The sequence below is a fragment of the Streptomyces sp. NPDC090798 genome, from assembly GCF_044768965.1.
Classification (GTDB): Bacteria; Actinomycetota; Actinomycetes; order Streptomycetales; family Streptomycetaceae; genus Streptomyces.
The window spans coordinates 329,717-350,724 of sequence record NZ_JBIVXA010000004.1 but is presented as its reverse complement, the minus strand read 5'-3'; the positions used below and the strand labels follow the sequence as shown (position 1 = coordinate 350,724).

The window sequence follows — 21,008 nt, the reverse complement described above, 5'->3', positions numbered from 1 at the left end:
GGCCACCCGTCAAGCCCGCCCGTGTGCCTTCTGCGAGCGGCGCGACAGCGAGTCGATGACCACCGCGGTGAAGAGCACCCCGCCCGTGATGACGAACTGGATGGCAGCGGGGGTGTCCGTGAGCGCCATGCCCGAGGCGATCGACTGGATGATCAGCATGCCGAGCGCGGCCGACCAGGTGGTGCCGCGTCCTCCGAACAGGCTGGTGCCTCCGATGACGGCTGCCGCGATGGCATTGAGCAGCAGGACGCCCGAGCCCGAGGTCTGGCTCACCGAGGTGATGCGCGAGGCCAGGAACAGACCGCCGATCGCGGCCATCGTGCCCGAGATCGCCAGCACCGCGGTCTGCACCCGCGTCACACTCAGGCTGGCGCGACGGGCTGCCTCGACGCTGCCGCCGAGTGCGTAGACCTGCCGCCCGTAGTGCGTGCGGCGCAGCACGATGTCGAGGCCGGCCACCACCACGAGGAAGATCAGGAGGGCGAGCGGCAGGCCCTGGAAGCGGTTGAGCAGATACGCGCCGGTGAACGCGATCACCGCGAGTACTCCTGTACGCGCCACGATTCCCCGGAGCGAGCGGTAGGGCATGCCGACGGCCATGCGGCGCCGCCTGTCCTCGTAGCACACGAGGAAGACCATGGCCGCGGCGATCGCCGCCACGCCGTAGGCGGCGGCGTCATTGGTGAAGTAGTAGCTGGTCAGCTTGGCGACGAGCCCGTGCTCGTCGAGGTTGACGGTGCCGCTGGCCCCGAGGATGTACAGCATGAAGCCGTTCCAGGTGAGCAGCCCCGCGAGCGTGACGACGAACGCAGGCACCCGGGTTCTCGCGAAGGAGAAGCCCTGGATGGTTCCCGCCGCGGTACCCGTGAGCACCCCGATGATGGCGGCGAGCCATTCGGGCACACCGTTGTTCACGTTGAGAACGGCGAAGACGGCCGCCGCGAGACCGCTGATCGAGCCGACCGACAGGTCGAGTTCACCGATCAGCAGGACGAAGACGATGCCGACCGCGATGAGACCGGTGCCCGCGACGTCCACGCTGAGATTGGACAGGTTCCGGGGCGAGAGGAAGCTCTGGTTCAGGGACTGGAAGGTGATCCAGACCGCGGCGAGGACGAGGACGACGGGCAGCGAGCCCAGTTCGCCGGCGCTCAGCCTGCGCCGGGAGGCGGCGACCCAGCGATCGACGGCACGGGCGACGGCGCGGACGAAGGCCTGCCCGCGGCGGGGCCCCGGGGCCTCGGCGTCGGGTGCGGCGGGTTCGGCCCGAGCGTTGTCCGCCGTCCTGCGCATCCCTCTCACCACCCCGACTCGTGGGAGGCCATCCGGTGGGGCGCGTTCTCCGTGGCGCCGGTGACGGAGGAGATGATCTGTTCCTGGGATGCGGTGTTCACGTCGAAGAAGCCGTTGTTGCGACCGAGCCGCAGCACGGCGGCCCGGTCCGCGAGAGCTTTGACGTCGCCCATGTTGTGACTGATGAGCAGTACTCCCAGGCCGCGGTCGCGCAGCTGGTCGACGAGGTCGAGGACCTCGCGCGTCTGCTCGAATCCCAGAGCCGCGGTCGGTTCGTCCAGGAGGAGGACCCGCGGGTTGCCGAGGAGCGAGCGGGCGATGGCGACCGTCTGCCGCTGGCCGTTGGAGAGTGAGACGGTGGGGACCCGCAGATCGGGGACACCCTTGGTCAGGCGTTCCAAGAGCTGCCTGGTACGGCGCTCCATCTCCACCTCGTCGAGGAACCCGAACCTGCGGATCTCGCGCCCGAGGAAGAGATTGCCGACGACATCGAGGTTCCCGCACAGCGCGAGGTCCTGGTAGACGGTGGCGATACCGAGGTCCCGGGCGTCGTGGGGGCGCTTGATGGGGACCGCCCGGCCTTCCCACTCGATGGCGCCCTTGTCCGCGGGGGCGACGCCGGAGATGACATTGACCAGGGTGGACTTGCCGGCCCCGTTGTCCCCCAGAAGAGCGACGACCTGGCCCGCGTAGATCTCCAGCTCGATGTCCGTGAGGACCTCGACGACGCCGTAGCGCTTGCACACGCCGCGCAGCGCCAGCAAGGGGGGAGTGGGCACGGTGACCATCTCCTTCCCGGGGCCCGGACCTGCTCGGAAGCTGCCTGTCAGGTGAGCCCCGCCTTGGCGCATGCGCCCGCGAGTGGGGAGGTGCAGATCTGCTGGATCGTGTAGACGCCGTCCTTCACCAGGGTGTTCTTGATGTTGCCGGCGGTCACGGACACCGGGGTGAGCATGACGGCGGGAACCGTCCTCCCGTCGCGGGTCCTCACCTTGCCCGTGGCGACCCGGTCGAGGCTTTCATGGCGGGCCGCCGCAACGGCCATGGTGGCGGCGGCGGAGGCCTCGGGTCCGAAGGGTTTGTAGACGGTCATGTACTGATCGCCGCCGACAATGCGCCGCAGGGCTCCCAGTTCGGCGTCCTGCCCGGTGACGGGAGGCAGCGGGGTGACCTTGTTCGCCTTGAGGGCGGAGATGCTGCCGGCGGCGAGGCTGTCGTTGGCGGCGTAGACCCCGTGGATGGTGGAGGCGCCGAGCGCGGAGATGGCGCCGGACATGTCGAGGTTCGCGGTCTCCGGCCTCCACTGGAGGATGTCGTACGCCTTGCCGATCTTCACTCTCCCGTTGAGCACGGACAGCGCGCCCTGCTTGAACGCCACCGCGTTGGGGTCACTGGGATCGCCGTTCATCATGACGATCTGGCCGGTGCGCGCCTTGGTGCCCATCGCCTTCAGCAGTGCCCTGCCCTGGAGCCTGCCGACCTCCTCGCCGTCGAAGGAGACATAACCCGAGATCGGGCCCTCGGCGAGACGGTCGTAGGCGATGACCGGGATACCTGCCGCATGGGCCTTCTTGACCGCGACGCCGAGCGATCTGGCGTCGACGGCCACGAGCACGATGGCATCGACCCCCCTGGTGATCATCGAGTCCATCTGTTCCTGCTGGGTGGCCACATCGCCCTTGGCATTGACGTGCTCGACCGTGCAGTCGTGGCACAGCTCCGTGATCTTCTTCGTGAGCAGGGGCGTGTCCTGTGTCTCCCAACGAGACGTGGTGGCGTCCGGCAGCAGCAGTCCGATCGTCAGGGCGTTGCCACCGCCGGAGCCGTTTCCGGCGTCGTGCCCGCAGGCCGTGAGAGCGACGGCCGTCGAGATCGCGGTCAAGACGACGGCCGCGCCCCGGATGCAGGCCTTCATGCGAGAGACCTCCCTGTCCTTCACCTCGTGCCTGTCCTTCACCTCGCGCTTGTTCTTCACCGAACGGCGCGCGGGCAGCGCGGGGTGGCGTCAAGGGCTCCTGCGCGGGACGGCGGGGCGGTACGAGCCTCGTGCGACGCGGCCCGACGGCGCAGATCCCGTCGAACCAGGCAGGTGGTCGCGGAGCGTCATGGCCCGCCCGGTGGCAAGACGACCACGTCGTCAGTCTGACACCGGCCGAGGTGATCTGCGAACGCAGCGACTGCGGCCATCGACGTGCACCGCTGCACATACATGTCCTGTTCATGCTGCACATATATGTCCCGTTAATACCCATATACGATTCTTGTGTGCGGGTGCCCGATTTTCATCCGTCGGCACCTGTCGCATCGACGGGAGGTAGGTCGCCGACATGCCTCATGACGGCCGTGCCCGGACCGGGGTCTCCGAGCCACGGGCACGCGAGGCCGACGCCGCGGACACCGGTTCACCGCCTCCGGCGCCTGAGGCGGTCACGAGCGAGCGGGCCCTGACGTTCGCGGGGGCGGCGCTGACAGCGGTCTATCTGCCCGGTGCCGGGAATCAGGAGCTTCGGCTGGTGGAAACGGCCGGATGCGCCCGTTCCGAGTACGGGCTGCCCGAGCGTCTGCCGCTGTCCGGTGACTCACCGGCGGCGCGTACCTTCCGCACCGGCCGACCTCTGTGGCTGACTCCCGCGGCACTCGCCTCCTACGCGACGGGCGGGCTCACGCCCGCGCGACCGGAGGCGTCGCTCGCCGCGCTGCCGCTCGGCACGGAGGGCAGGCGGCTGGGTTGCCTCGTCGTCGTGGGGGCTTCGGCGGACGGCTTCGAGGCCGAACAACGGCGCTTCCTGGGGCAGTACGCCGACGCGGTCGTCGCCGTGCTCCGGACGGGAACCGGCCGCCCCGCTCCGTCGCCGCTACTGAGTGCGGCCCTGCGGAGGCTGTGCGTCGGCTCCTTCGTCATCACGCCGGACACCGGCCTGATCGAGGCGGACGAGACGCTGCTCGAGCTGGCCGGCATCACGCCCGACGACTTCGACGGCAAGGCGGACACCCTGCTCGCGCACACCCTCCCGGAGGACATGCACGCGCTGATGTCGGTCCTGGAGCCTTCCACCCAGACGGTCGGCCGACGGGAGCTGGAGTTCCGTGTCCGCCGCCCGACCGGTGAAATGCGCTGGCTGAGCCTGAGCTGCCAGGTGGTGGCAGGCTTCGACGGCCGGCCGGAGCAGGTACTGGGCGTGGTGACGGCGACCTCCGTCCTGCGACAGAGCGCCGACGACGTGTCCAGGATCCAGTGGCTGACGGCCGCACTCGACGATGCCGTAACGGTCCGTGACGTCAGCCGGGTGGTGGTCACCGCGCTCGGTGAGCCGCTGGGCGCCGACCGGGTGGCACTCGCCGAGTTGCAGGACGACCGGCTCGCGGTCACCGTGCTCGACCCGCCCGAGCCCGCCGCCTGGCCGCAGTGGTGGCGTTCCGAGTGGCGTTCGGAGTGGCCCGACGCACCGGTCAGCGCCCTGCCCACCCTTCAGAGGGCTCTACGGGACGGACGAATGGATCTGTGGTCCGCCGGCGCGGCCCTCGAACCCGGACTCGCCGGCATCGGCGCCGGAGGTCTGGCCGTCCTGCCGCTCCCCGCGAAGGGCTGGGTCGCCGGCGTGTGCCTGGTCGGCTGGGACCAGCCGCACGAATTCGTCCCCGAGGAGCGGTTCCTGCTGACCGCCACCGCGGCGCTGGTGGGACAGGCCCTCAAGCGTGCGCGCGCGCACGACGCCGAACAGGAGCTCGCGACGATGCTGCAGCGCAGTCTCCTGCCCCGGCGCCTCCCCGAGCTGCCCGGCGGGACGGCCGTCGCCCGCTATCTGCCCGCCAGGCGGGGGTTGCAGGTGGGCGGTGACTGGTACGACGTCATAGCCCTCTCCGAGGACCGGGTGGCGCTGGTCATCGGCGACGTGCAGGGACACAGCGCCGGAGCCGCGACGATCATGGGCCAGATGCGCACCGCGATCAGGGCGTACGCCGTGGAGGGCCATCCGCCCGACGTGGTCGTCTCGCACGCCAACCGGCTCCTCGTCGGTATGGAGACCGATCTGTTCGCCACCTGCTGCTACGCCGAGTTGGACATGGAGGAGGGCAACGCCCTGTTCGTACGGGCCGGGCACCTCGCACCGCTGGTGCGCCATCCCGACGGCAGGACCGAGGAGGTACAGGTCGCGGGCGGGCTCCCGCTGGGGATCCTCGCGGACGCGGAGTTCCCCATGACCACCTGCGCGCTGGCCCCCGGCACGGTGATCGCCATGGTCACCGACGGCCTGGTCGAGGCCGCCGACCTGCCCCTGGACGAGGGCATGGACCGGACCCGCACCGCGCTCGCCGCGGCTGATCCGGCGGATCCGGGGGGAATGGCCGACGCACTGCTCGGCGAACTCGACCCTCGTGAGGACGACGTGGCGCTGCTGCTGCTGCGCTACGACGGCATGAAGATCCGACCGATACGGGCCGGCTGGGCGGTGTGGCGGCTGCCCGACGCCGTCATGCACGCACGCCGTTTCACCGCACGCGCGCTGCGTCGGTGGAAGGTCGAAGAAGTGACCGACGCGGCGTTGCTGGTCGTGTCGGAACTGGTCACCAACGGCCTCATGCACACTCAGGGCCCGGTCCGCGTCGACCTGATGCTCCGCGGAGACCGGGTGCGGGTCAGTGTGAGCGACTGCTCGCCGCGTGCCCCCGCCAAGCCGGTGATCGTGGACTGGGACGCGACCGGCGGCCGAGGTCTGCTGCTCGTCGAAGCGATGTCGGAGTCCTTCGGCTCGGTGCCGGTGGCCGGCGGCAAGCAGGTGTGGAGCGAGCTCGTCGTGCCGCGAAGCGGGCAGGTACGCGTGGACGCGGGGCCCCGGACGGAGCGAGGGGGTCTGCCATGAGGGCCCGTACCTGGCACGTCGTCGCGGTGCTCGTCGCGGGAGTCATGACGACGTCCCTGGCCGCCTGCGAAGAAGAAGAGGAGACGGGCAAGGCCGGCTTCACCGTCGGCCTGCTGCTCCCGAGCCGAACCGTCCCCCGCTGGGAGCGGTCCGACAGGCCGCTGATCGAGAAGCGGCTGAAGCAACTGTGCCCCCACTGCACCTTGGAGTACGCCAACGCCCAGGACGACGCGATGAGGCAGCGGCAACAGATGAGCTCCATGATCACCAAAGGGGTCAGGGTCCTGATCCTCGACGCCACCGACACCAGGGCGCTGCGCTCCTCGATCCAGGAAGCGCACGAGGCGGGAGTCCCGGTCGTCGCCTACGACCGGCTCGCCGAAGGCCCGATCTCGGGCTACGTCAGTTTCGACGGCGCGCAGGTCGGCAGGCTCCAGGGCGAGGCGCTCCTGAAGGCCATGGGCGACAAGGCGAACGGCGGAAACGTCGTCATGATGAACGGCGATCCGACCAGCCCCAACGCGGATTGGTTCCGCGGCGGCGCACTGTCCGTCGTCTCCGGCAAGGTGAAGATCGGCAGGTCGTACGACACCCAGGGCTGGAGCACGGACAGCGCCCACGCCAACATGTCCGCCGCGATGGCGGCCCTGGGCCCGGACCGGATCGACGGCGTCCTGGCGGCCAACGACACCATCGCCGCGGGTGTCATCTCCGCTCTCAAGAGCGCCCGTGTCACGGAGCTTCCTCCCGTCACCGGCCAGGACGCCGACCTCGACGCCGTGCAGCGCATCGTCAGGGGCGAGCAGTACATGACGGTGTACAAACCCTTCAAGGCGGAAGCCGAAGCGGCCGTCACCATGGCCGTCGCCCTGGGACGCGGAGAGGACCTCCGCGAGATCGCCACGACGACGACCAACAGCCCCACCACCAGGAACATCCCGTCCGTCCTGCTCACTCCGAGGGCGGTGACGGTGGACAAGATCAAGCCGACACTCCTCAAGGACGGCATGTACAGCGTCGACCAGATCTGCACCGCCGAGCTCCGGGCCGCCTGCGAGAGGTCCGGTCTCACCCGCTCAGAGGGCGAGTGACGGGCACTCAGCGCACGGGAAAGCCGAAGGAGTACCCCTGCTGCTTCAGCCAGGGCAGGACCTCACGCAGGGCGGCCACGGTCTGGGAGCGGTCCCCGCCGGCGTCGTGGAAGAGGATGGTCGGGCCGTTGGAGATCTCGCTCTTGACGGTGGCGACGATGGCGCCCGTGCCGGGGTGTTCGAAGTCCTTGGAGTCGACGTTCCAGCCGAGCGGTCGCATGCCGTGCGAGGCGGCGAGGTGGCGGCTGTACGGGGTGAAAGCGCCGCCCGGGGCGCGGTAGTACTGCGGCCGGACGCCTCCGGAGGCCTGGGTGATCATGCTTTGGGCGTCCAGGATCTGCTGGGACTGGTAGGCCTGGGACTTGGTGTCCATGGTGGTGTCGTGCGAGACGGTGTGGTCGCACAGCCGGTGCCCGGCGGCCACCACCGCCTTGACCAGGTCCGGGTGGGCCTGGGCCTGGGTGCCCACCATGCAGAAGGTGGCCTTGACGCCGTTGTCCCGCAGCACCTGGAGGACCTGCGGCGTCCACGTGGGGTCCGGTCCGTCGTCAATGGTGATGTTGACGCCGTGGGCCCCGCGGTCCGAGGCATGGGCGATGTCCACTGACACCGGCTTCCCGCCCGGAGCCTTGGACCCTGCGTGCGCCGAGCTGCCGGCCGGCGTGCGCTGCCCCTCGACGGGATTGGCCTGCGCGGTCCACACCGAGGTGGCGGCAGCCGCCGCCGTCACCCCGAGCGCCGCCGCGAGAACCCGCCCGTGCCAACCCCGTCCCCCATGCCGCGACATGTCCGCCCCACTCCTCGTCGTCCTTGTGGATCTCGTGCACCCGTGAGGACGGAGATGGACCGCCGGAGGATGCGTCCGTTACCGATCACGGACAATTCCGCGGGGATTCGGAGACGGAGCGGCGACACCACGCGGGGAAAGTCCTCCGAACGAGCGGCGGTGAGCGCCGCGTTGGTGACGACAGCCCTCTGCGGTACTACGGCTGGCCTCGGTCCGAGAGGGCTCGCTCCTGGCCGACCGGCAAGGTGAGTGCCCGCCCGCGAGGCCGATCTCCTCGCCGTGGCGGCCGGCGGCCGTCGTCAACTCACCGGGGGCGTACGGCACGTTGAACGTGGCCATGGCACGTTCGGGAGTCGCGGCGCCACCCGGGCTGAGGCACCGTTGAGCAGCAGCCGCAACTGCCGGTCGCCCGGCGTGTGGACATGAACCGTCATCGGGCGGCCGGGCTCGACGTCCCAGGTCCAGCTCGCCTGCTCGCCTGCTCGTCGAAGTAGCCCCACCGGACGGCCACTTGCTCGGTTCCCGGCAGCGTCGGACGCTCCACCGGCATCTCCATCCGCCCCAGGAGTGCTGCGGCGAGAGTCCCAGGCGGCCCGGACCCAGTTCCCGACGGCCCGCGTGTGGTCGACATCCGTCATCGCCGGCCGTGAAAGCGGCGGTCTCGTTCTCGGGCCGCCCGTACCGGCGTCGCACGGCCGGCCCGGGCGATGACCCGCTCCTACGAGGGCGCGCTGTTCCGGCGCTGTGCGGACTGCGGCGGGTCGGCCACGGCGGGCGGTCGGCTCCGTGGGGGGTTGTCCTGAGCGGGACGGGGGCCGCCGCGCAGGGCCGAGGCGAGGGCGGACACCAGCGCCATGCCCGCGGCGACGCTGAAGACGATCGCCAGTCCGTGGTGGAACGGGCCGGAGACCAGTTGCGGGAAGAAGGTGTGACCGGTCAGGGTGGCGTGTTGGGCAGCGGTGAGGTGGGTGAGGGTTCCGCCGGATCCGAGCAGGTGCTCGATGGGGTTGTTGCCGAGGAACGTGGCGAACAACGTGCTCACCGGGGGCAGCGACGCGGCATGCTCGGCGGAGCCGGCCGGTACACCGTGCGCCTGCAGTCCGCTGCTGAGTGCCGAAGGCAGGGATGAGGCCAGTCCGGAGACCATCAGGGAGAAGAACACACCGATGGACAGGGCGGTGCCCGAGTTCTGGAACGTGGAGCGCATGCCCGAGGCGACGCCCCGGTACTCGGGCGGCACGCTGCCCATGATCGAGGACGTGTTCGGCGCGGAGAACATGCCCTGGCCCAGCCCGTTGAGCAGGAGCAGCGCCGCGAAGAGCCCGTAGTCGAAGTTGATGGGCAGGGCGAGCAGCCCGAGGAAGGAAACCGCGACGACGACCAGGCCGGCCGTCGAGAACATCCGGGCGCCGAACCGGTCCGACAGGTAACCCGACAGGGGACCCGCGATCAGGAAGCCGAGCGTCAGCGGCAGCATGAAGATGCCCGCCCACAACGGGGTGTCCTCGTACGCGTAGCCGTGCAGGGGCAGCCAGATGCCCTGCAGCCAGATGATGAGCATGAACTGCAGCCCGCCGCGTGCGATCGCGGTCAGCAGCGCCGCCAGGTTGCCCGCGGCGAACGCCCGTATCTTGAACAGGGCCAGGGTGAACATGGGGTCGGCGACGCGCGACTCGACGTAGCAGAAGAGCACCAGCAGTACGACCCCGCCGATCAGGCCGCTGAGCACCCACGGATTTCCCCAGCCGGTGGCGTGGGAGCCGTAGGGCTGGATGCCGTAGGTGATGCCGGCCAGCAGGATTCCGGCGCCCGCGGCGAAGGTGATGTTGCCCAGCCAGTCGATACGGCCGGGGCGCCCCGCCGCGGTCTCGCGCAGGCTCATGTACGACCAGATGGTGCCGGTGACGCTGATCGGCACGCTCACCCAGAACACCGCGCGCCAGTCGACGACGGCGAGCAGCCCGCCGGCGAGGAGGCCGAGGAACTGGCCGGCGAGCGCGGTGATCTGGTTGATGCCGAGGGCCATGCCGCGCTGCCGGGCGGGGAAGGCGTCGGTGAGGATCGCGGCCGAGTTGGCGGTGAGCATGGAGCCGCCGAAGGCCTGCACGATGCGCCAGAGAATGAGCCACATCGCGCCGGCGCCGGCCCGGAAGGGGTCGAGGGACAGCGCGACGGAGGCACAGGCGAAGATGAGGAAACCGAGGTTGTAGATCTTGACCCGGCCGTACATGTCGCCGAGCCGGCCGAGGACGACGACGAGTACGGCCGACACGAGCAGATAGCCCAGGATCATCCAGAGCAGATAGCCGATGTTGCCGGGCGCGAGCGGGTCGAGCCCGATCCCGCGGAAGATCGCGGGCAGCGAGATGATCACGATGGAGGCGTCCATCGTGGCGATCAGTACACCGAGCGTGGTGTTGGACAGGGCGACCCACTTGTAGCCGGGGCCCGCGGGGGTGTCCTTCCGGCGCGTCCAGCGCGAGGTGCGCGCGGTCACAGCCGTTCCGCCAGTCGGTCGAGGAGGGGCAGGGCCGACGCGAGTGTCTCGCGCTCCTCCGGGGTGAACTCGTCGAGGACGGCCGAGAGCCGGTGTACGGACTCGGAGCGCCGCTCCGCCAGCATGGCCCGTCCTTCCTCGGTGATCGCCACGATGATCCGTCGCCCGTCCGCCGGGTCGGGGCCACGTCCGACGAGCCCGCGCTGTTCGAGTACGGCGAGCGTGCCGGCCATCGCCTGTGGCCGTACGCGTTCCAGGTCGGCGAGAGATCCCGGGGAGCTGGGGCCGTCGGCGGCGAGCCGCGCGAGCACCGAAACGCCGGAGAGGGACACGTCCCCCACGGCGTGGGCCTGGCGCAGTCGCCGGGTCATGCGGCCCACGGCGAGGCGAAGGTCGGAGGCGAGCCGGACGGTGTCGCTCGGGCCGTGGGTGTGATCGGTACCTGCTTCTCTATCCACCTGCACAAGTACTAACAGTAGGTTTATCAGTCTGGGCTGATCAATCAAATGTTAGTAATGATCGAACGGGTGATCCCCGGACTTGCCCGCCCTGCCACCGCGCACCCTCTGTCGCGACCGAACGATTGAACGTACGCTGACAAGTCGTAGCACGTCGGGCGTGATTGACTGGGGGAGCCGTCATGTCCTGGGACAACAACGGCCCGCGCGCCGGATTCGTCGTACCGCCGATGCCGACCGCGCCGCCGCCCGCTCCGGCTGACGGCCTGCGAGCGGCCGCGGTGGCGCTGCTGAACCTGTGCGGACTGGGCCTCGGTTATGCGCTGGTGCGCCGTTGGGGACTCATGGCGCTGTGCTGGGTCGCGACCGCGATTCTGCTCCTGGTGGCCCTCCCCGCGGACCCGGACGGCGTCCCCGGCGGAGCCGTCGTCGCCTACCTGGTCCTCCTCGGTCTCGCGGCCGTCCATGGTGCGGTCGTGGGGCTGCGGACCCGTCTGGTGTGGCCACCGCGCGCCTGGGTCGCGATCGCGCTCGGGGTCGTCCTTCTGGCCGTGCCCACCGGAGGCGTCGTCCTGTACGACGGCGCACGTGACGACGCCACCGAGGCGATGTTCATGGACCGGTTGGAGCGGGCGGACAAGCTTGTCCAGAGCGCCGGCAAGCAGCCGTTCGCAACGGCGGAGGCCGACTACCGCCGGGCACTGGCGGTCTATCGGGGCCTGCGCAGCGACCATCCGGGCTCACGCGCGGCCGCCCGGGTCCCCGACCGGCTCAAGACGTACTACGCCACCGTCGGTGCGTCCTTCGACCAGAAGAACTACTGCGACGCCATAGCGCCCTTGAAGTACCTGCGCACCGTACCGAGGACCATGGGCAAGCGGGAACTCGGAGCACTGTCCACCTGGCCCGACGATCGCCTGGCGACCTCGCTCTACGAGTGCGCGTCGCAGTCGCTGAGCGGTGGCGCGGCGGACTGGACCGCGCACTTCGGCGATCTCCTGACGACGTTCCCGCGGTCCGCGTCGGCTGCGAAGGTGGAGCCGGCGGTCAAAACGGCGGTCGACAAGGCCGTGAAACAAGTGGATGGCGGCGATCCCTGCACGGCCGTCCAGCATCTCAACAGCCTGGGTACCCAGGTCCGTGCGCTGCCGGGAGAAGAAGCGGGCGTGGCCGCGGACCTCGGCAAGGACGCCGACCGGGCCGACAGGACCGCGGATTCGGGTGCGTACGCCTGCGGAGTGGACCAGTACAAGGACGGGCGCTTCGACGACGCCGTCACCACGATGAACGAGTTCGTCAAGAACAACCCGCACCACACGAACCGAGCCCGCGCCCAGAAGATCGCCATCGCGGCGGACATCGCCCAGACGGTGCCCGCCGCGGGCAGGAGACTGCCCACGACGGCATCCGGCGGCAGTATCTCGGTCACCGTCAAGAACGACAGCCCCGACGACATCACCGTGATGTACACGGGGCCGGTGACGGGAAGCTTCCCTCTCAAGGCCTGCGGGAGCTGCACTTCCTACTCCCTCGCCAGCACGCTGGTGCGGGGCTTCACACCGTGCAACGACAGCGGGAAGAACTACCCGCAACGGACCATCCGACTGCCCGCGGGCACCACGTACTTCGTGCACAAGGCCCGGGGCGGAACCGGGAAGTCCCCGGCCTCGGACACGGCCAAGCTGAGGTCCGGCTACATCTATACGGAGTGCGCCTACACGACGAGCTTCGGCTACTGACGCCCCGGCGTGCCGACGGTCACGTCAGATCGTTGAAGAGGCGTTGGCCAAGAGACTGACGATGGGAGCGCCGCCCGGACATGGATCCGCGGGGCACCAGCGGGTTCCGGGCGGCCATCGTGGCCCGAGGCTCGTTTCATCGAGGACCTGGTGGCCGAGCAGGTCGGCCTGATCGAACTCGGCTACGGGATCCCCGACCGGCTGCGACTGGTGCCGGTCGACTTCGAGGCGGGTGCGGACTGGTGGGAGCAACTGTCCGACCCCGGCTTCGATCCCGGACGGCCGACGGTCGGCGCCTGCGCCGGCGTCACCATGTACCTCACCAAGCCACACGCGCAGGCGGCCGGAACGCCGTTCGTCAGCTTCGGGCGTGAAAGCGGGCCACGCTGGTGAGTTGCTTCAGGACGGCATCGGCTCGTCGAGGAGGGTGTGGGCGAGACGGCGCAGCTCTTCGTCGTCCTTCCATGCGACGCGACGCGGGGAGGTGGCGCAGAGCTCCAGCAGGGGCCGCAGCTCCGGCGGGGTGGTCGTGAGGGCGCCGGCTGTCCGCATGTCCGCGAGGATGTGCAAGGCATCACGGCGGCCGTACCAGGCGGTGTCGTCAGAGGCGTAGGTGGTGGTGGGCGCGGCCCACTCGAGAAGCAGGGGAAGCACTGGCCGCGGGTCGCCGGTGATGCGCCAGTAGGCGTCGGCGGCCTGCGCACGGCCGTATTTTTGTGGGCCGTGCAGCACCGCGGCGACTTCGGGGGCGAGTGGCGCACCGAGGGGGCCGAGCCGTCCGATGGCCGGGAGGATGTCCGGCGGGGACTGCGTGCGCAGCAGGTCGCGCAGGCCCTTGACGGCCGGTTCGGCATCCCCGGTGATCAGGGCCCTGGAAACGGCGGCCTCCGCGCAAAGGCCGTCCCACGCCGTGGGGTCCACGGTGGCCAGCAGGTCGGCGGTCTCGGTATCCGTGCCGGACGGCCCGAGTTCCCCCAGCAGACGGGCGGCCGCGACGGTGGGGCGCTCGCGCAGAGCCTGCTTGAGCTGAGGGAGGTGCGCGGCGGCCAGGTCGGATCCGAGGGCGTCGAGCAGCCGCGCACCGCCGCGGGCGATCAGTTCGGGAAGCACCGGGTGCAGGCGGGGCAGGGCCTCGTCACGGTGGTGGGTCAGGAACGTGGCGAGGACCGGCCCGCTGAGGTTGCCAGGCTGTTCGAGCAGCCGCGGGTCGCCGCAGCCGGCCAGCGCCAGGCGCGCGCACTCGACCACTTCGGCGCGGGCCAGGGCCCGTTGGGCTGCCGCCGTCCGCTCCCGCCTGGCTGAGCGGGTCCGGAGAGCTCCCGGCCCATCGGCAACCGTGGCAGCGGCGCTGTGTGGGACACCGGCGCGGTCGTCGTCCGTGACTCCGACGTCGACCCACAGGAGCCCGTGCCCCTTCCCGCGGCTCGACTCGCGGCCGGCGACGCCGGGAGCGTACGGGGAGCCGGCCGCGTATTCCTGCTCGTCACCGGCGGCCTCGGCGAGCAACAGGTCGCGGACGTCGCTGCCGGGGTCCCCGGCGCGGGGCATCAGGCCTGCGATCGCGCGGACGATCGAAAGGCGCTCGGCGCCGTCCTGATGCAGGGGCAGTGCCTCGGCCAGCGCGGCCACGCACTGTGCCTCGCGGTCCCGCCACCGCTCATCGACTTGTCCGACCAGGCGGGAGCCCCGTCGGTGGGTGTCACCGGCCGCGATCCATGCGCGCGCGATGCTCAGCGCGCCCTCCGGGTCCTCGGTCAGGAGCTCCGTCTCGCGGTCGCGGGGCGCGCCGGGATACGGGAAGGGCCGCGGGCGGGCGGCGAAACGGTGTGAGCTCGGGACAACGGCCCCGTCAGCCGCGACGACCGCCACCAGGGTCGCGGGATAGGGCGGTTCGGCCCGGTCCAGGCCCGACAGCGCGGCCGCCAGGCGGACTTCCCGATCGTGGTCGCCAACTGCCGCGGCCACACGGTCCCGTACGGTCGCCGGGTCAGGATCGAGGAGGGCGAGGGCGGTGAGGGCGTCGGCCCGCGTCGAGGCGGACGGATCGCTCTCGTACAGGTCCGCGAGCGTGCGGACCACGGCAGGGCCGGCCGGACGCGGTCCGACGCACGCCAGCCGGATCGCGGCCTGCCGCACGAAGGGATCGGGGTCGGTCAAACACCCCATCAACAGCGGAAGTTCGGCCAGGACCGCCGCGCGCACCCGTCCACCGAGGGACTCCGGCGCGGGCACCCCCCACTCGTCGAGCTCGGCGAGCCCGGTCAGCACCTCCAGGACAGCTTCCCGATGCCAGGACACGTGCAGCGCCAGATGGGCCAGGAACGGCACCGCTTCCAGCGTCGCCGGATACAACGACCCCTGGTGGTTGAGGTTGTTGATCAGCTCCTCACCGACGTTCTCGCCGCGCTCCGTCTGCGGGGACTCTTCCGCGTACAGGACGCGGATCATCTCCGGAACGTCGCCGGCCGGCCCATAGGCATGCTCAAGGGCCGCCCAGTCCACCTCGTTCAGCTCTTCAGGCGCGCGCACGCCCGCACCCTACCGACCCCGGCGGGACCTCGGGGTCGGCATCGTTCGACGGACGGGGCAGGGGACGCAGTAGAGTGGTCGAACAGGCGCGCGGGGCGCCTCCGGGTCCGCGGGAAGGGCAGAGCCCACCTGGCTTGTACGAGCGTCATGATGGCCTACCGTCCTTCGGCCGGTTCGGCGGACCACCGGTTCACCGAAGGAGGCTCCGTGCCGACCACACCGCAGACCGTGCCCCTGCCCGAGCGCGCCAGTCTGGAACAGCTCAAGAAGCGGGCGAAGGACTTGCGGCGGGCCGTGCGCTCCCAGCAGCCCACCGCCTTGGCACTCGTCGCGCGACACGCGCCCGAGAGTCGGAATCCGCAGGTCGAATTCGGCCTCGACACCGCGCAGTTGGTGATCGCCCGCCTTCATGGCTTCCCGAGTTGGCCGCGCCTTCGACAGCACCTTGCCGCGCATTCCGGAGCGCCCGTTGACCAACCACGCTCCGGCGCTCGTAGGGTGGAGGACTTCTACCGCCTGCGGACCGGGTGGGCCTCCACGGCGGACGTACGCCGTTGCGCCGCGGCCGCGACGCGTGCGCATCCCGATCCCGCCGACTGGCAGCCGTTGCTCACCGCGCGCCGCAACGGCATCAGGGTGGTCGCATTCGGCTCGCCGGGCGGAGTGGTGTTCGCGGAACTCACTCCGAAGCGGGTCACGTTGTCCCGGCCCGCCGTCGGCGCGTCGGCCGGTCAGGGAGCGTCGGTGACGTTCCACACCGAGTTCGGCACCATCGCGGGTGTTGTCGCACCCGAGGTCGCCAGCCTGGTCGTGGAACGGCCCGCGGACCGGCGCCCGCTGGGATGGACGCTGGTCGCCGACGGTCTGTTCGTGGCTCCCAACGCGTTCGTCGTCGACTCCACCGGCCTCGTTCTGCGGACCAACGGCAGCCCGAAGGGTGAGATCGTGCCCCTCGCGGCACTGCCATCGCGCGCAACCGCCGTGGTGGACCGGCCCGCACCGGCCGTCGAGGACCCCGCGCTCGCCACCGAGGATCTGACCACGGTTCTCGCGGCGGCCGACGCCCCTCCGGTCGTCGATCCGGAGCAGTGGCGATCCGGTGCTCACGCCGATCTCACACCGCGCGAACGAGTCAGGCTCGGCCGCTACGGCAAGCTGCTCGTCTGGCACACCACCGGTGACCGGGCGAGTACCGAGGACCCGTTCGTGTTCGACTTCACTCCTCAACAGGGCCCGATTCGGGACTTCACCGTGGTCGGAAAGGACATCTCGGCCACCCGGATGTACTACGACTTCGCGGACGGCGCCAGCGGCACCATCGCCGTGGTGGGCCTGGTGGAAGACGTCCACATCGCCTCGGTCGTCCTGCGCCGCGACGGCATGCCCGACCTGGCGGCACGAATCGCCGGAGGTACGTTCCTCATCGCCGGGCCCGACCTCGCCGACCTGCCGGAGCGCGGCCCCGTCACGGCCGTCCTGGTCGCCCGGGACCACTCCGGAAACGTACGGGAAGAACTTCCCTACCAGCAGTAGGCCCGACGCGACCGCACCGGAAGGAGGTGGACGAGTACGCGCGGGTGCGGCGCGTGGACATCGTGCAGGGGGCGTGACGGAGCACTCGGGTACGCGGGGTTCTGGGATTCGTCGCGGCCGTCCGCGCGGTGCTCACGCTCGCGGGGTCGGCGGCCTTGCGGCGCGGGTCGGCGTCAGGCGGCCGGTCGCACCAGGCCCGACTCGTAGGCGAAGGTCACCGCCTGCACACGGGCGCGGGCGCCGATCTTGGCGAGGATGTGGCTGACGTGTGACTTGACGGTGGTCGGCGCGATGGACAGCCGCGCGGCGATCTCGGCGTTGGACCAGCCGGAGGCGACGGCGGTGAGGACGTCGCGTTCCCGCTCGGTGAGCATGTCGAGCCCTGTTTCCTGCTCGGTGGTGCGGGCCGGGCGCTCCTGGCGGACCGCGTCGATGAGCGCACGGGTGACGCCGGGAGTGGTGACGGCGTCTCCGGCGGCCACGATGCGGACGGCCGCGGTCAGTTCGTCGGGGGTGGCGTCCTGGGGGAGGAACCCGCCGGCTCCGGCGCGCAGTGCCGCGTAGGCGTACCCCTCGTGGCTGCTGGGCGTCAGGACCAGTACGCGCGGGGGACGCCCGCCGGCTCTGACGGGCTCGGTCGCCGGGAGTGGGGTGAGGGGCCGGGTGATGCGGCGGATGGCCTCGACGCCGTTCGGATCGGCTACGTGGTTGGCCATCACGACGACGTCGGGACCGAGCGCGGCGCTCATGCGGATCGCCTCGGCGTCACTCGTCGCCTCGCCGACGACGGTCAGGTCGGGCTCGGCCGCCAGAAGCATGTGCAGACCGAGACGGTGCAGGGACTGGCTGTGCACGACGAGTACGGAGGTCATGACGGGCGCCCTTCGTGAGGGTGGGGTGCGCGCGACGGCCGGCGTGGGCCGGGTGTCCGCCACCGCACCCCCCGTGAACGAAACGGTTTCGTTCACCTCGGTCTCATCAGCGTAGACCCGGCAGTATCGAAACGGCATCGTTTCCTTTGTGGCCTCGGTCACTCCCCGATGGCCCGGCGGTGCGACCTTGCATGATCATGCGTGATGTTGCATAATCTTGCCATGTCCAAGGTCCTCACTTCCCTCCCCACCGGCGAGCGCGTCGGCATTGCCTTCTCCGGCGGGCTCGACACTTCGGTCGCCGTCGCCTGGATGCGCGACAAGGGCGCCGTACCGTGCACGTACACCGCCGACATCGGTCAGTACGACGAGCCCGACATCGCGTCCGTGCCCGGCCGTGCCACGGCGTACGGCGCCGAGATCACCCGGCTCGTCGACTGCCGTGCCGCGCTGGTCGAGGAAGGGCTGGCCGCACTCGCCTGCGGCGCGTTCCACATCAGGTCGGGCGGGCGCCCGTACTTCAACACCACGCCGCTGGGGCGTGCCGTGACCGGCACGCTGCTGGTGCGGGCCATGCTCGAGGACGGGGTGCAGATCTGGGGTGACGGCTCCACGTTCAAGGGCAATGACATCGAGCGGTTCTACCGGTACGGGCTGCTCGCCAACCCGCACCTGCGGATCTACAAGCCCTGGCTGGACGCGGACTTCGTCACGGAGCTCGGCGGCCGCAAGGAGATGTCGGAGTGGCTGCTCGCGCACGGGCTGCCGTACCGGGACTCGACGGAGAAGGCGTACTCCACGGACGCCAACATCTGGGGCGCCACGCACGAGGCCAAGACCCTGGAGCACCTTGACACCGGTATCGAGACGGTCGACCCGATCATGGGCGTGCGGTTCTGGGACCCGTCGGTGGAGATCGCCACGGAGGACGTGACGGTCGGCTTCGACCAAGGCCGTCCGGTCACCATCAACGGCAAGGAGTTCGGCTCCGCGGTCGACCTCGTCATGGAGGCCAACGCGATCGGCGGCCGGCACGGCCTCGGCATGTCCGACCAGATCGAGAACCGGATCATCGAAGCCAAGAGCCGCGGCATCTACGAGGCGCCCGGCATGGCGCTGCTGCACATCGCCTACGAGCGTCTGGTCAACGCGATCCACAACGAGGACACCGTGGCCGCGTACCACAACGAGGGTCGGCGGCTGGGCCGGCTGCTCTACGAAGGCCGCTGGCTGGACCCGCAGGCGCTGATGGTGCGCGAGTCGCTGCAGCGCTGGGTCGGCACGGCGATCACCGGCGAGGTGACCCTGCGGCTGCGGCGCGGCGAGGACTACTCGGTGCTCGACACCCGGGGCCCGGCGCTCAGCTACCACCCGGACAAGCTCTCCATGGAGCGGACCGAGGACTCGGCGTTCGGCCCGGTGGACCGCATCGGCCAGCTCACCATGCGGAACCTGGACATCGCCGACTCCCGTGCCCGTCTCGAGCAGTACGCGGGCCTGGGCCTGGTCGGCAGCGACCACCCGACGCCGATCGGCGCCGCGCAGGCGGCCTCGACCGGGCTGATCGGCGCCATGGACGAGGGCGGCGCCGAGGTCATCGCCTCGCGGGGCGAGGCCACGGACGAGGAGACGATGCTGGACCGCGCCGCGATGGAGTCCGGCACGGACTGACGCCGGTGACCGGTCGTACGCACCTGGGCGGCGGGCCCCGGCGGATTCTGTTCCGCCGGGGCCCGCCGTCGTCCGCTGCGCGCGGGGGAGGGGCTCACCGCTTGGCTCCGTCGCCGACAGCGACCTCACGCGAAGGCTGTGGTCAGCAGGGCTACGGGTGCAGTATCACCTTCGTATAGCCCTCGATCCGCTTGTCGAACTTGTCGTAGGCCGACGGCGCCTGATCCAGGGTCAGTTCGTGGGAGACGACGAAACTGGGCTTCGCCCTGCCCTCGATGATCATGTCGCGCAGGTACCGGTTGTAGCGCTTCACGTTGCACTGTCCCGTCCCCATCCGCAGGCCCTTCTCGAAGAGCTTGCCGATCGAGACGAGGAGCATGCCCTGCTTGGCCTGCTCGTCCGGGCCGCCGGGGTCGGAGGGCACATAGAGGCCGGGCACGCCGAGCGCTCCGGTGGCTCGAACCGTGCCGACGAGCGAGTTCAGGACGGTCGCCGGTTCCTCGCGGTCCGTGCCGTGCCCTGTCGCCTGGTAGCCGACGGCGTCAACGCCCTTGTCCGTGCCGATGCCGTCCGTGTGTTCCTTGATCTGCTCGATCGGGTTGCCCTCGGCGAAGTTGATCGGAACCGCGCCTATCTCCTCGGCCTTCTGCAGCCGTTCGGGGACCCGGTCCACAACGAAGACCTGCTTCGCGCCGCGCAGCAGAGCCGAGTAGGCGGCCATGAGTCCGACCGGGCCTCCGCCGTACACCGCGACGCTCTCGCCCGGGCGGACCTGGGCGAGCTCACAACCGTGGTATCCGGTGGGGAAAATGTCGGCGAGCAATATGAAATCACTCTCGTGGTCGTTTCCCGGCGGCAGCTTCAGGCAGTTGAAGTCGGCGAAGGGTACGCGCAGGTATTCGGCCTGGCCGCCCTTCCAGGGGCCCATCGCGACGTATCCGTACGCGCCGCCCGCGAAACCGGGATTGACGGTCAGACAGTATCCGGTGAAACCCTCGACGCAGTTCATGCAGAACCCGCAGGCGACGTTGAAGGGCATGACCACGCGGTCGCCCTCCTTGAGTGAGGTGACGCCCTGGCCGAGTTCTTCGATGATTCCCATGTTCTCGTGGCCGAAGACGATGCCGGGCTCGGCAGCGGTACGGCCCTCGTACATGTGCAGGTCGGATCCGCATATCGCGGTGGAAGTGACCCGTACGATCACATCGTTCGGATGCTGGATGCTGGGCTTTTCAACCTCTTCGACCGCAACGCTGAACGGCCCTTTGTATACGACGGCCTTCACGGCTGCCACCTCCAGTCGGTGACGCATGTATGTGATGTCCACGCCCCCGCCCGCATTCTCCGCGTGACCCATCTCTCATGATTCTCCGTCCTGCGCGATCGGACAAGCCGGTAACGTCGATGTGAATAACTGCCCGGTGTCGTGCAGAGAAATGCAGTGGAGAGGGAGGCCGAAAATGTCAGCACAGCGACTGGGAACGCTGCTTGTTCCCGTGCCGGGATTGTCCGGCACCACCTACCCGCCGGGAACGACCGTGACGGTCCGCGGCCGAGGCGCTACGGTCGACGCCTTCGTCAACGGCGACTGGCTTCCCCTGTCGTGGTGGGAATTCTCCGACGGTCTGCGCGAGGACATCGCCGACCGCTGATTTCTCCCTTGCGTGGGGCTTGCC

General features: G+C 70.1%; 15 protein-coding genes and 1 pseudogene. 7 read left to right on the top strand and 9 right to left on the bottom strand.

The window, feature by feature from the left end:
* Positions 1–9: 9 nt before the first annotated feature.
* From ACIQTP_RS11735 to ACIQTP_RS11725, 3 genes are read right to left on the bottom strand one after another with little or no spacing between them, the layout of a single operon-like run.
* Positions 10–1,293: a sugar ABC transporter permease gene (locus tag ACIQTP_RS11735; RefSeq protein ID WP_403398772.1), complete on the bottom strand. Its 1,284-nt coding sequence runs from the start codon at positions 1,291–1,293 to the stop codon at positions 10–12.
* 5 nt (positions 1,294–1,298) lie between these two features.
* Positions 1,299–2,081 (bottom strand): ATP-binding cassette domain-containing protein, encoded by a 783-nt coding sequence (locus ACIQTP_RS11730; protein WP_403398770.1) that lies wholly within the window; start codon positions 2,079–2,081, stop codon positions 1,299–1,301.
* Between the two features lie 38 nt (positions 2,082–2,119).
* Complete coding sequence (locus tag ACIQTP_RS11725; RefSeq protein WP_403398768.1) at positions 2,120–3,208, bottom strand: sugar ABC transporter substrate-binding protein; 1,089 nt, start codon at positions 3,206–3,208, stop codon at positions 2,120–2,122.
* A 412-nt stretch (positions 3,209–3,620) separates the two neighbouring features.
* Between ACIQTP_RS11725 and ACIQTP_RS11720 the strand changes: the two genes are divergently transcribed.
* Together ACIQTP_RS11720 and ACIQTP_RS11715 are read left to right on the top strand one after the other, a co-directional pair.
* Complete coding sequence (locus tag ACIQTP_RS11720; protein WP_403398767.1) at positions 3,621–6,155, top strand: SpoIIE family protein phosphatase; 2,535 nt, start codon at positions 3,621–3,623, stop codon at positions 6,153–6,155.
* Positions 6,152–7,246 (top strand): sugar ABC transporter substrate-binding protein, encoded by a 1,095-nt coding sequence (locus tag ACIQTP_RS11715; protein WP_403398765.1) that lies wholly within the window; start codon positions 6,152–6,154, stop codon positions 7,244–7,246. The genes ACIQTP_RS11720 and ACIQTP_RS11715 overlap by 4 nt, the downstream gene beginning before the upstream one ends.
* 7 nt (positions 7,247–7,253) lie before the next feature.
* Here ACIQTP_RS11715 and ACIQTP_RS11710 read toward each other — a convergent pair whose 3' ends face one another.
* From ACIQTP_RS11710 to ACIQTP_RS11700, 3 genes are all read right to left on the bottom strand, one after another.
* On the bottom strand, positions 7,254–8,033 hold the full coding sequence (locus tag ACIQTP_RS11710; protein ID WP_403398763.1) for a polysaccharide deacetylase family protein: 780 nt from the start codon (positions 8,031–8,033) through the stop codon (positions 7,254–7,256).
* Positions 8,034–8,751: 718 nt separating this feature from the next.
* Entirely contained in the window at positions 8,752–10,422 is a 1,671-nt protein-coding gene (locus tag ACIQTP_RS11705; RefSeq protein ID WP_403399107.1) for an MFS transporter, read from the bottom strand.
* A 104-nt stretch (positions 10,423–10,526) separates the two neighbouring features.
* On the bottom strand, positions 10,527–10,988 hold the full coding sequence (locus ACIQTP_RS11700; RefSeq protein WP_403398761.1) for a MarR family winged helix-turn-helix transcriptional regulator: 462 nt from the start codon (positions 10,986–10,988) through the stop codon (positions 10,527–10,529).
* 182 nt (positions 10,989–11,170) lie between these two features.
* Between ACIQTP_RS11700 and ACIQTP_RS11695 the strand changes: the two genes are divergently transcribed.
* Positions 11,171–12,727, top strand: coding sequence for a hypothetical protein (locus ACIQTP_RS11695; RefSeq protein WP_403398760.1), 1,557 nt, complete (start codon positions 11,171–11,173; stop codon positions 12,725–12,727).
* A gap of 62 nt (positions 12,728–12,789) precedes the next feature.
* A pseudogene (locus tag ACIQTP_RS11690) lies at positions 12,790–13,054 on the top strand (class I SAM-dependent methyltransferase); the annotation flags it as partial.
* Positions 13,055–13,126: 72 nt separating this feature from the next.
* Here ACIQTP_RS11690 and ACIQTP_RS11685 read toward each other — a convergent pair.
* On the bottom strand, positions 13,127–15,256 hold the full coding sequence (locus ACIQTP_RS11685; RefSeq protein WP_403398757.1) for a hypothetical protein: 2,130 nt from the start codon (positions 15,254–15,256) through the stop codon (positions 13,127–13,129).
* Positions 15,257–15,463: 207 nt separating this feature from the next.
* Between ACIQTP_RS11685 and ACIQTP_RS11680 the strand changes: the two genes are divergently transcribed.
* Positions 15,464–16,789 carry a hypothetical protein gene (locus ACIQTP_RS11680; RefSeq protein ID WP_403398755.1) on the top strand — a complete coding sequence of 442 codons (1,326 nt, stop codon included), beginning with the start codon at positions 15,464–15,466 and terminating at the stop codon, positions 16,787–16,789.
* 173 nt (positions 16,790–16,962) lie between these two features.
* Here the strand turns inward: ACIQTP_RS11680 and ACIQTP_RS11675 are convergent, their stop codons facing one another.
* Complete coding sequence (locus tag ACIQTP_RS11675) at positions 16,963–17,661, bottom strand: LuxR C-terminal-related transcriptional regulator (RefSeq protein WP_403398754.1); 699 nt, start codon at positions 17,659–17,661, stop codon at positions 16,963–16,965.
* Between the two features lie 222 nt (positions 17,662–17,883).
* Between ACIQTP_RS11675 and argG the strand changes: the two genes are divergently transcribed.
* Positions 17,884–19,332: an argininosuccinate synthase gene (argG, locus tag ACIQTP_RS11670; RefSeq protein ID WP_402046745.1), complete on the top strand. Its 1,449-nt coding sequence runs from the start codon at positions 17,884–17,886 to the stop codon at positions 19,330–19,332.
* Between the two features lie 151 nt (positions 19,333–19,483).
* Here the strand turns inward: argG and ACIQTP_RS11665 are convergent, their stop codons facing one another.
* Positions 19,484–20,617 (bottom strand): glutathione-independent formaldehyde dehydrogenase, encoded by a 1,134-nt coding sequence (locus tag ACIQTP_RS11665; protein WP_402046742.1) that lies wholly within the window; start codon positions 20,615–20,617, stop codon positions 19,484–19,486.
* A gap of 175 nt (positions 20,618–20,792) precedes the next feature.
* Here ACIQTP_RS11665 and ACIQTP_RS11660 point away from each other — a divergent pair, with 175 nt between their 5' ends.
* Entirely contained in the window at positions 20,793–20,984 is a 192-nt protein-coding gene (locus tag ACIQTP_RS11660; RefSeq protein ID WP_030190387.1) for a hypothetical protein, read from the top strand.
* The last annotated feature ends 24 nt before the right edge of the window (positions 20,985–21,008 follow it).

Bases quoted from the DNA above. Each gene is read 5' to 3' on its own strand.
- ACIQTP_RS11705 (WP_403399107.1), bottom strand. From the start codon at position 10,422: ATGGACGCCTCCATCGTGATCATCTCGCTGCCCGCGATCTTCCGCGGG.
- ACIQTP_RS11710 (WP_403398763.1), bottom strand. From the start codon at position 8,033: ATGTCGCGGCATGGGGGACGGGGTTGGCACGGGCGGGTTCTCGCGGCG.
- argG (WP_402046745.1), top strand. From the start codon at position 17,884: ATGTCCAAGGTCCTCACTTCCCTCCCCACCGGCGAGCGCGTCGGCATT.
- ACIQTP_RS11720 (WP_403398767.1), top strand. From the start codon at position 3,621: ATGCCTCATGACGGCCGTGCCCGGACCGGGGTCTCCGAGCCACGGGCA.
- ACIQTP_RS11725 (WP_403398768.1), bottom strand. From the start codon at position 3,208: ATGAAGGCCTGCATCCGGGGCGCGGCCGTCGTCTTGACCGCGATCTCG.
- ACIQTP_RS11695 (WP_403398760.1), top strand. From the start codon at position 11,171: ATGTCCTGGGACAACAACGGCCCGCGCGCCGGATTCGTCGTACCGCCG.
- ACIQTP_RS11715 (WP_403398765.1), top strand. From the start codon at position 6,152: ATGAGGGCCCGTACCTGGCACGTCGTCGCGGTGCTCGTCGCGGGAGTC.
- ACIQTP_RS11660 (WP_030190387.1), top strand. From the start codon at position 20,793: ATGTCAGCACAGCGACTGGGAACGCTGCTTGTTCCCGTGCCGGGATTG.
- ACIQTP_RS11675 (WP_403398754.1), bottom strand. From the start codon at position 17,661: ATGACCTCCGTACTCGTCGTGCACAGCCAGTCCCTGCACCGTCTCGGT.
- ACIQTP_RS11730 (WP_403398770.1), bottom strand. From the start codon at position 2,081: ATGGTCACCGTGCCCACTCCCCCCTTGCTGGCGCTGCGCGGCGTGTGC.
- ACIQTP_RS11735 (WP_403398772.1), bottom strand. From the start codon at position 1,293: ATGCGCAGGACGGCGGACAACGCTCGGGCCGAACCCGCCGCACCCGAC.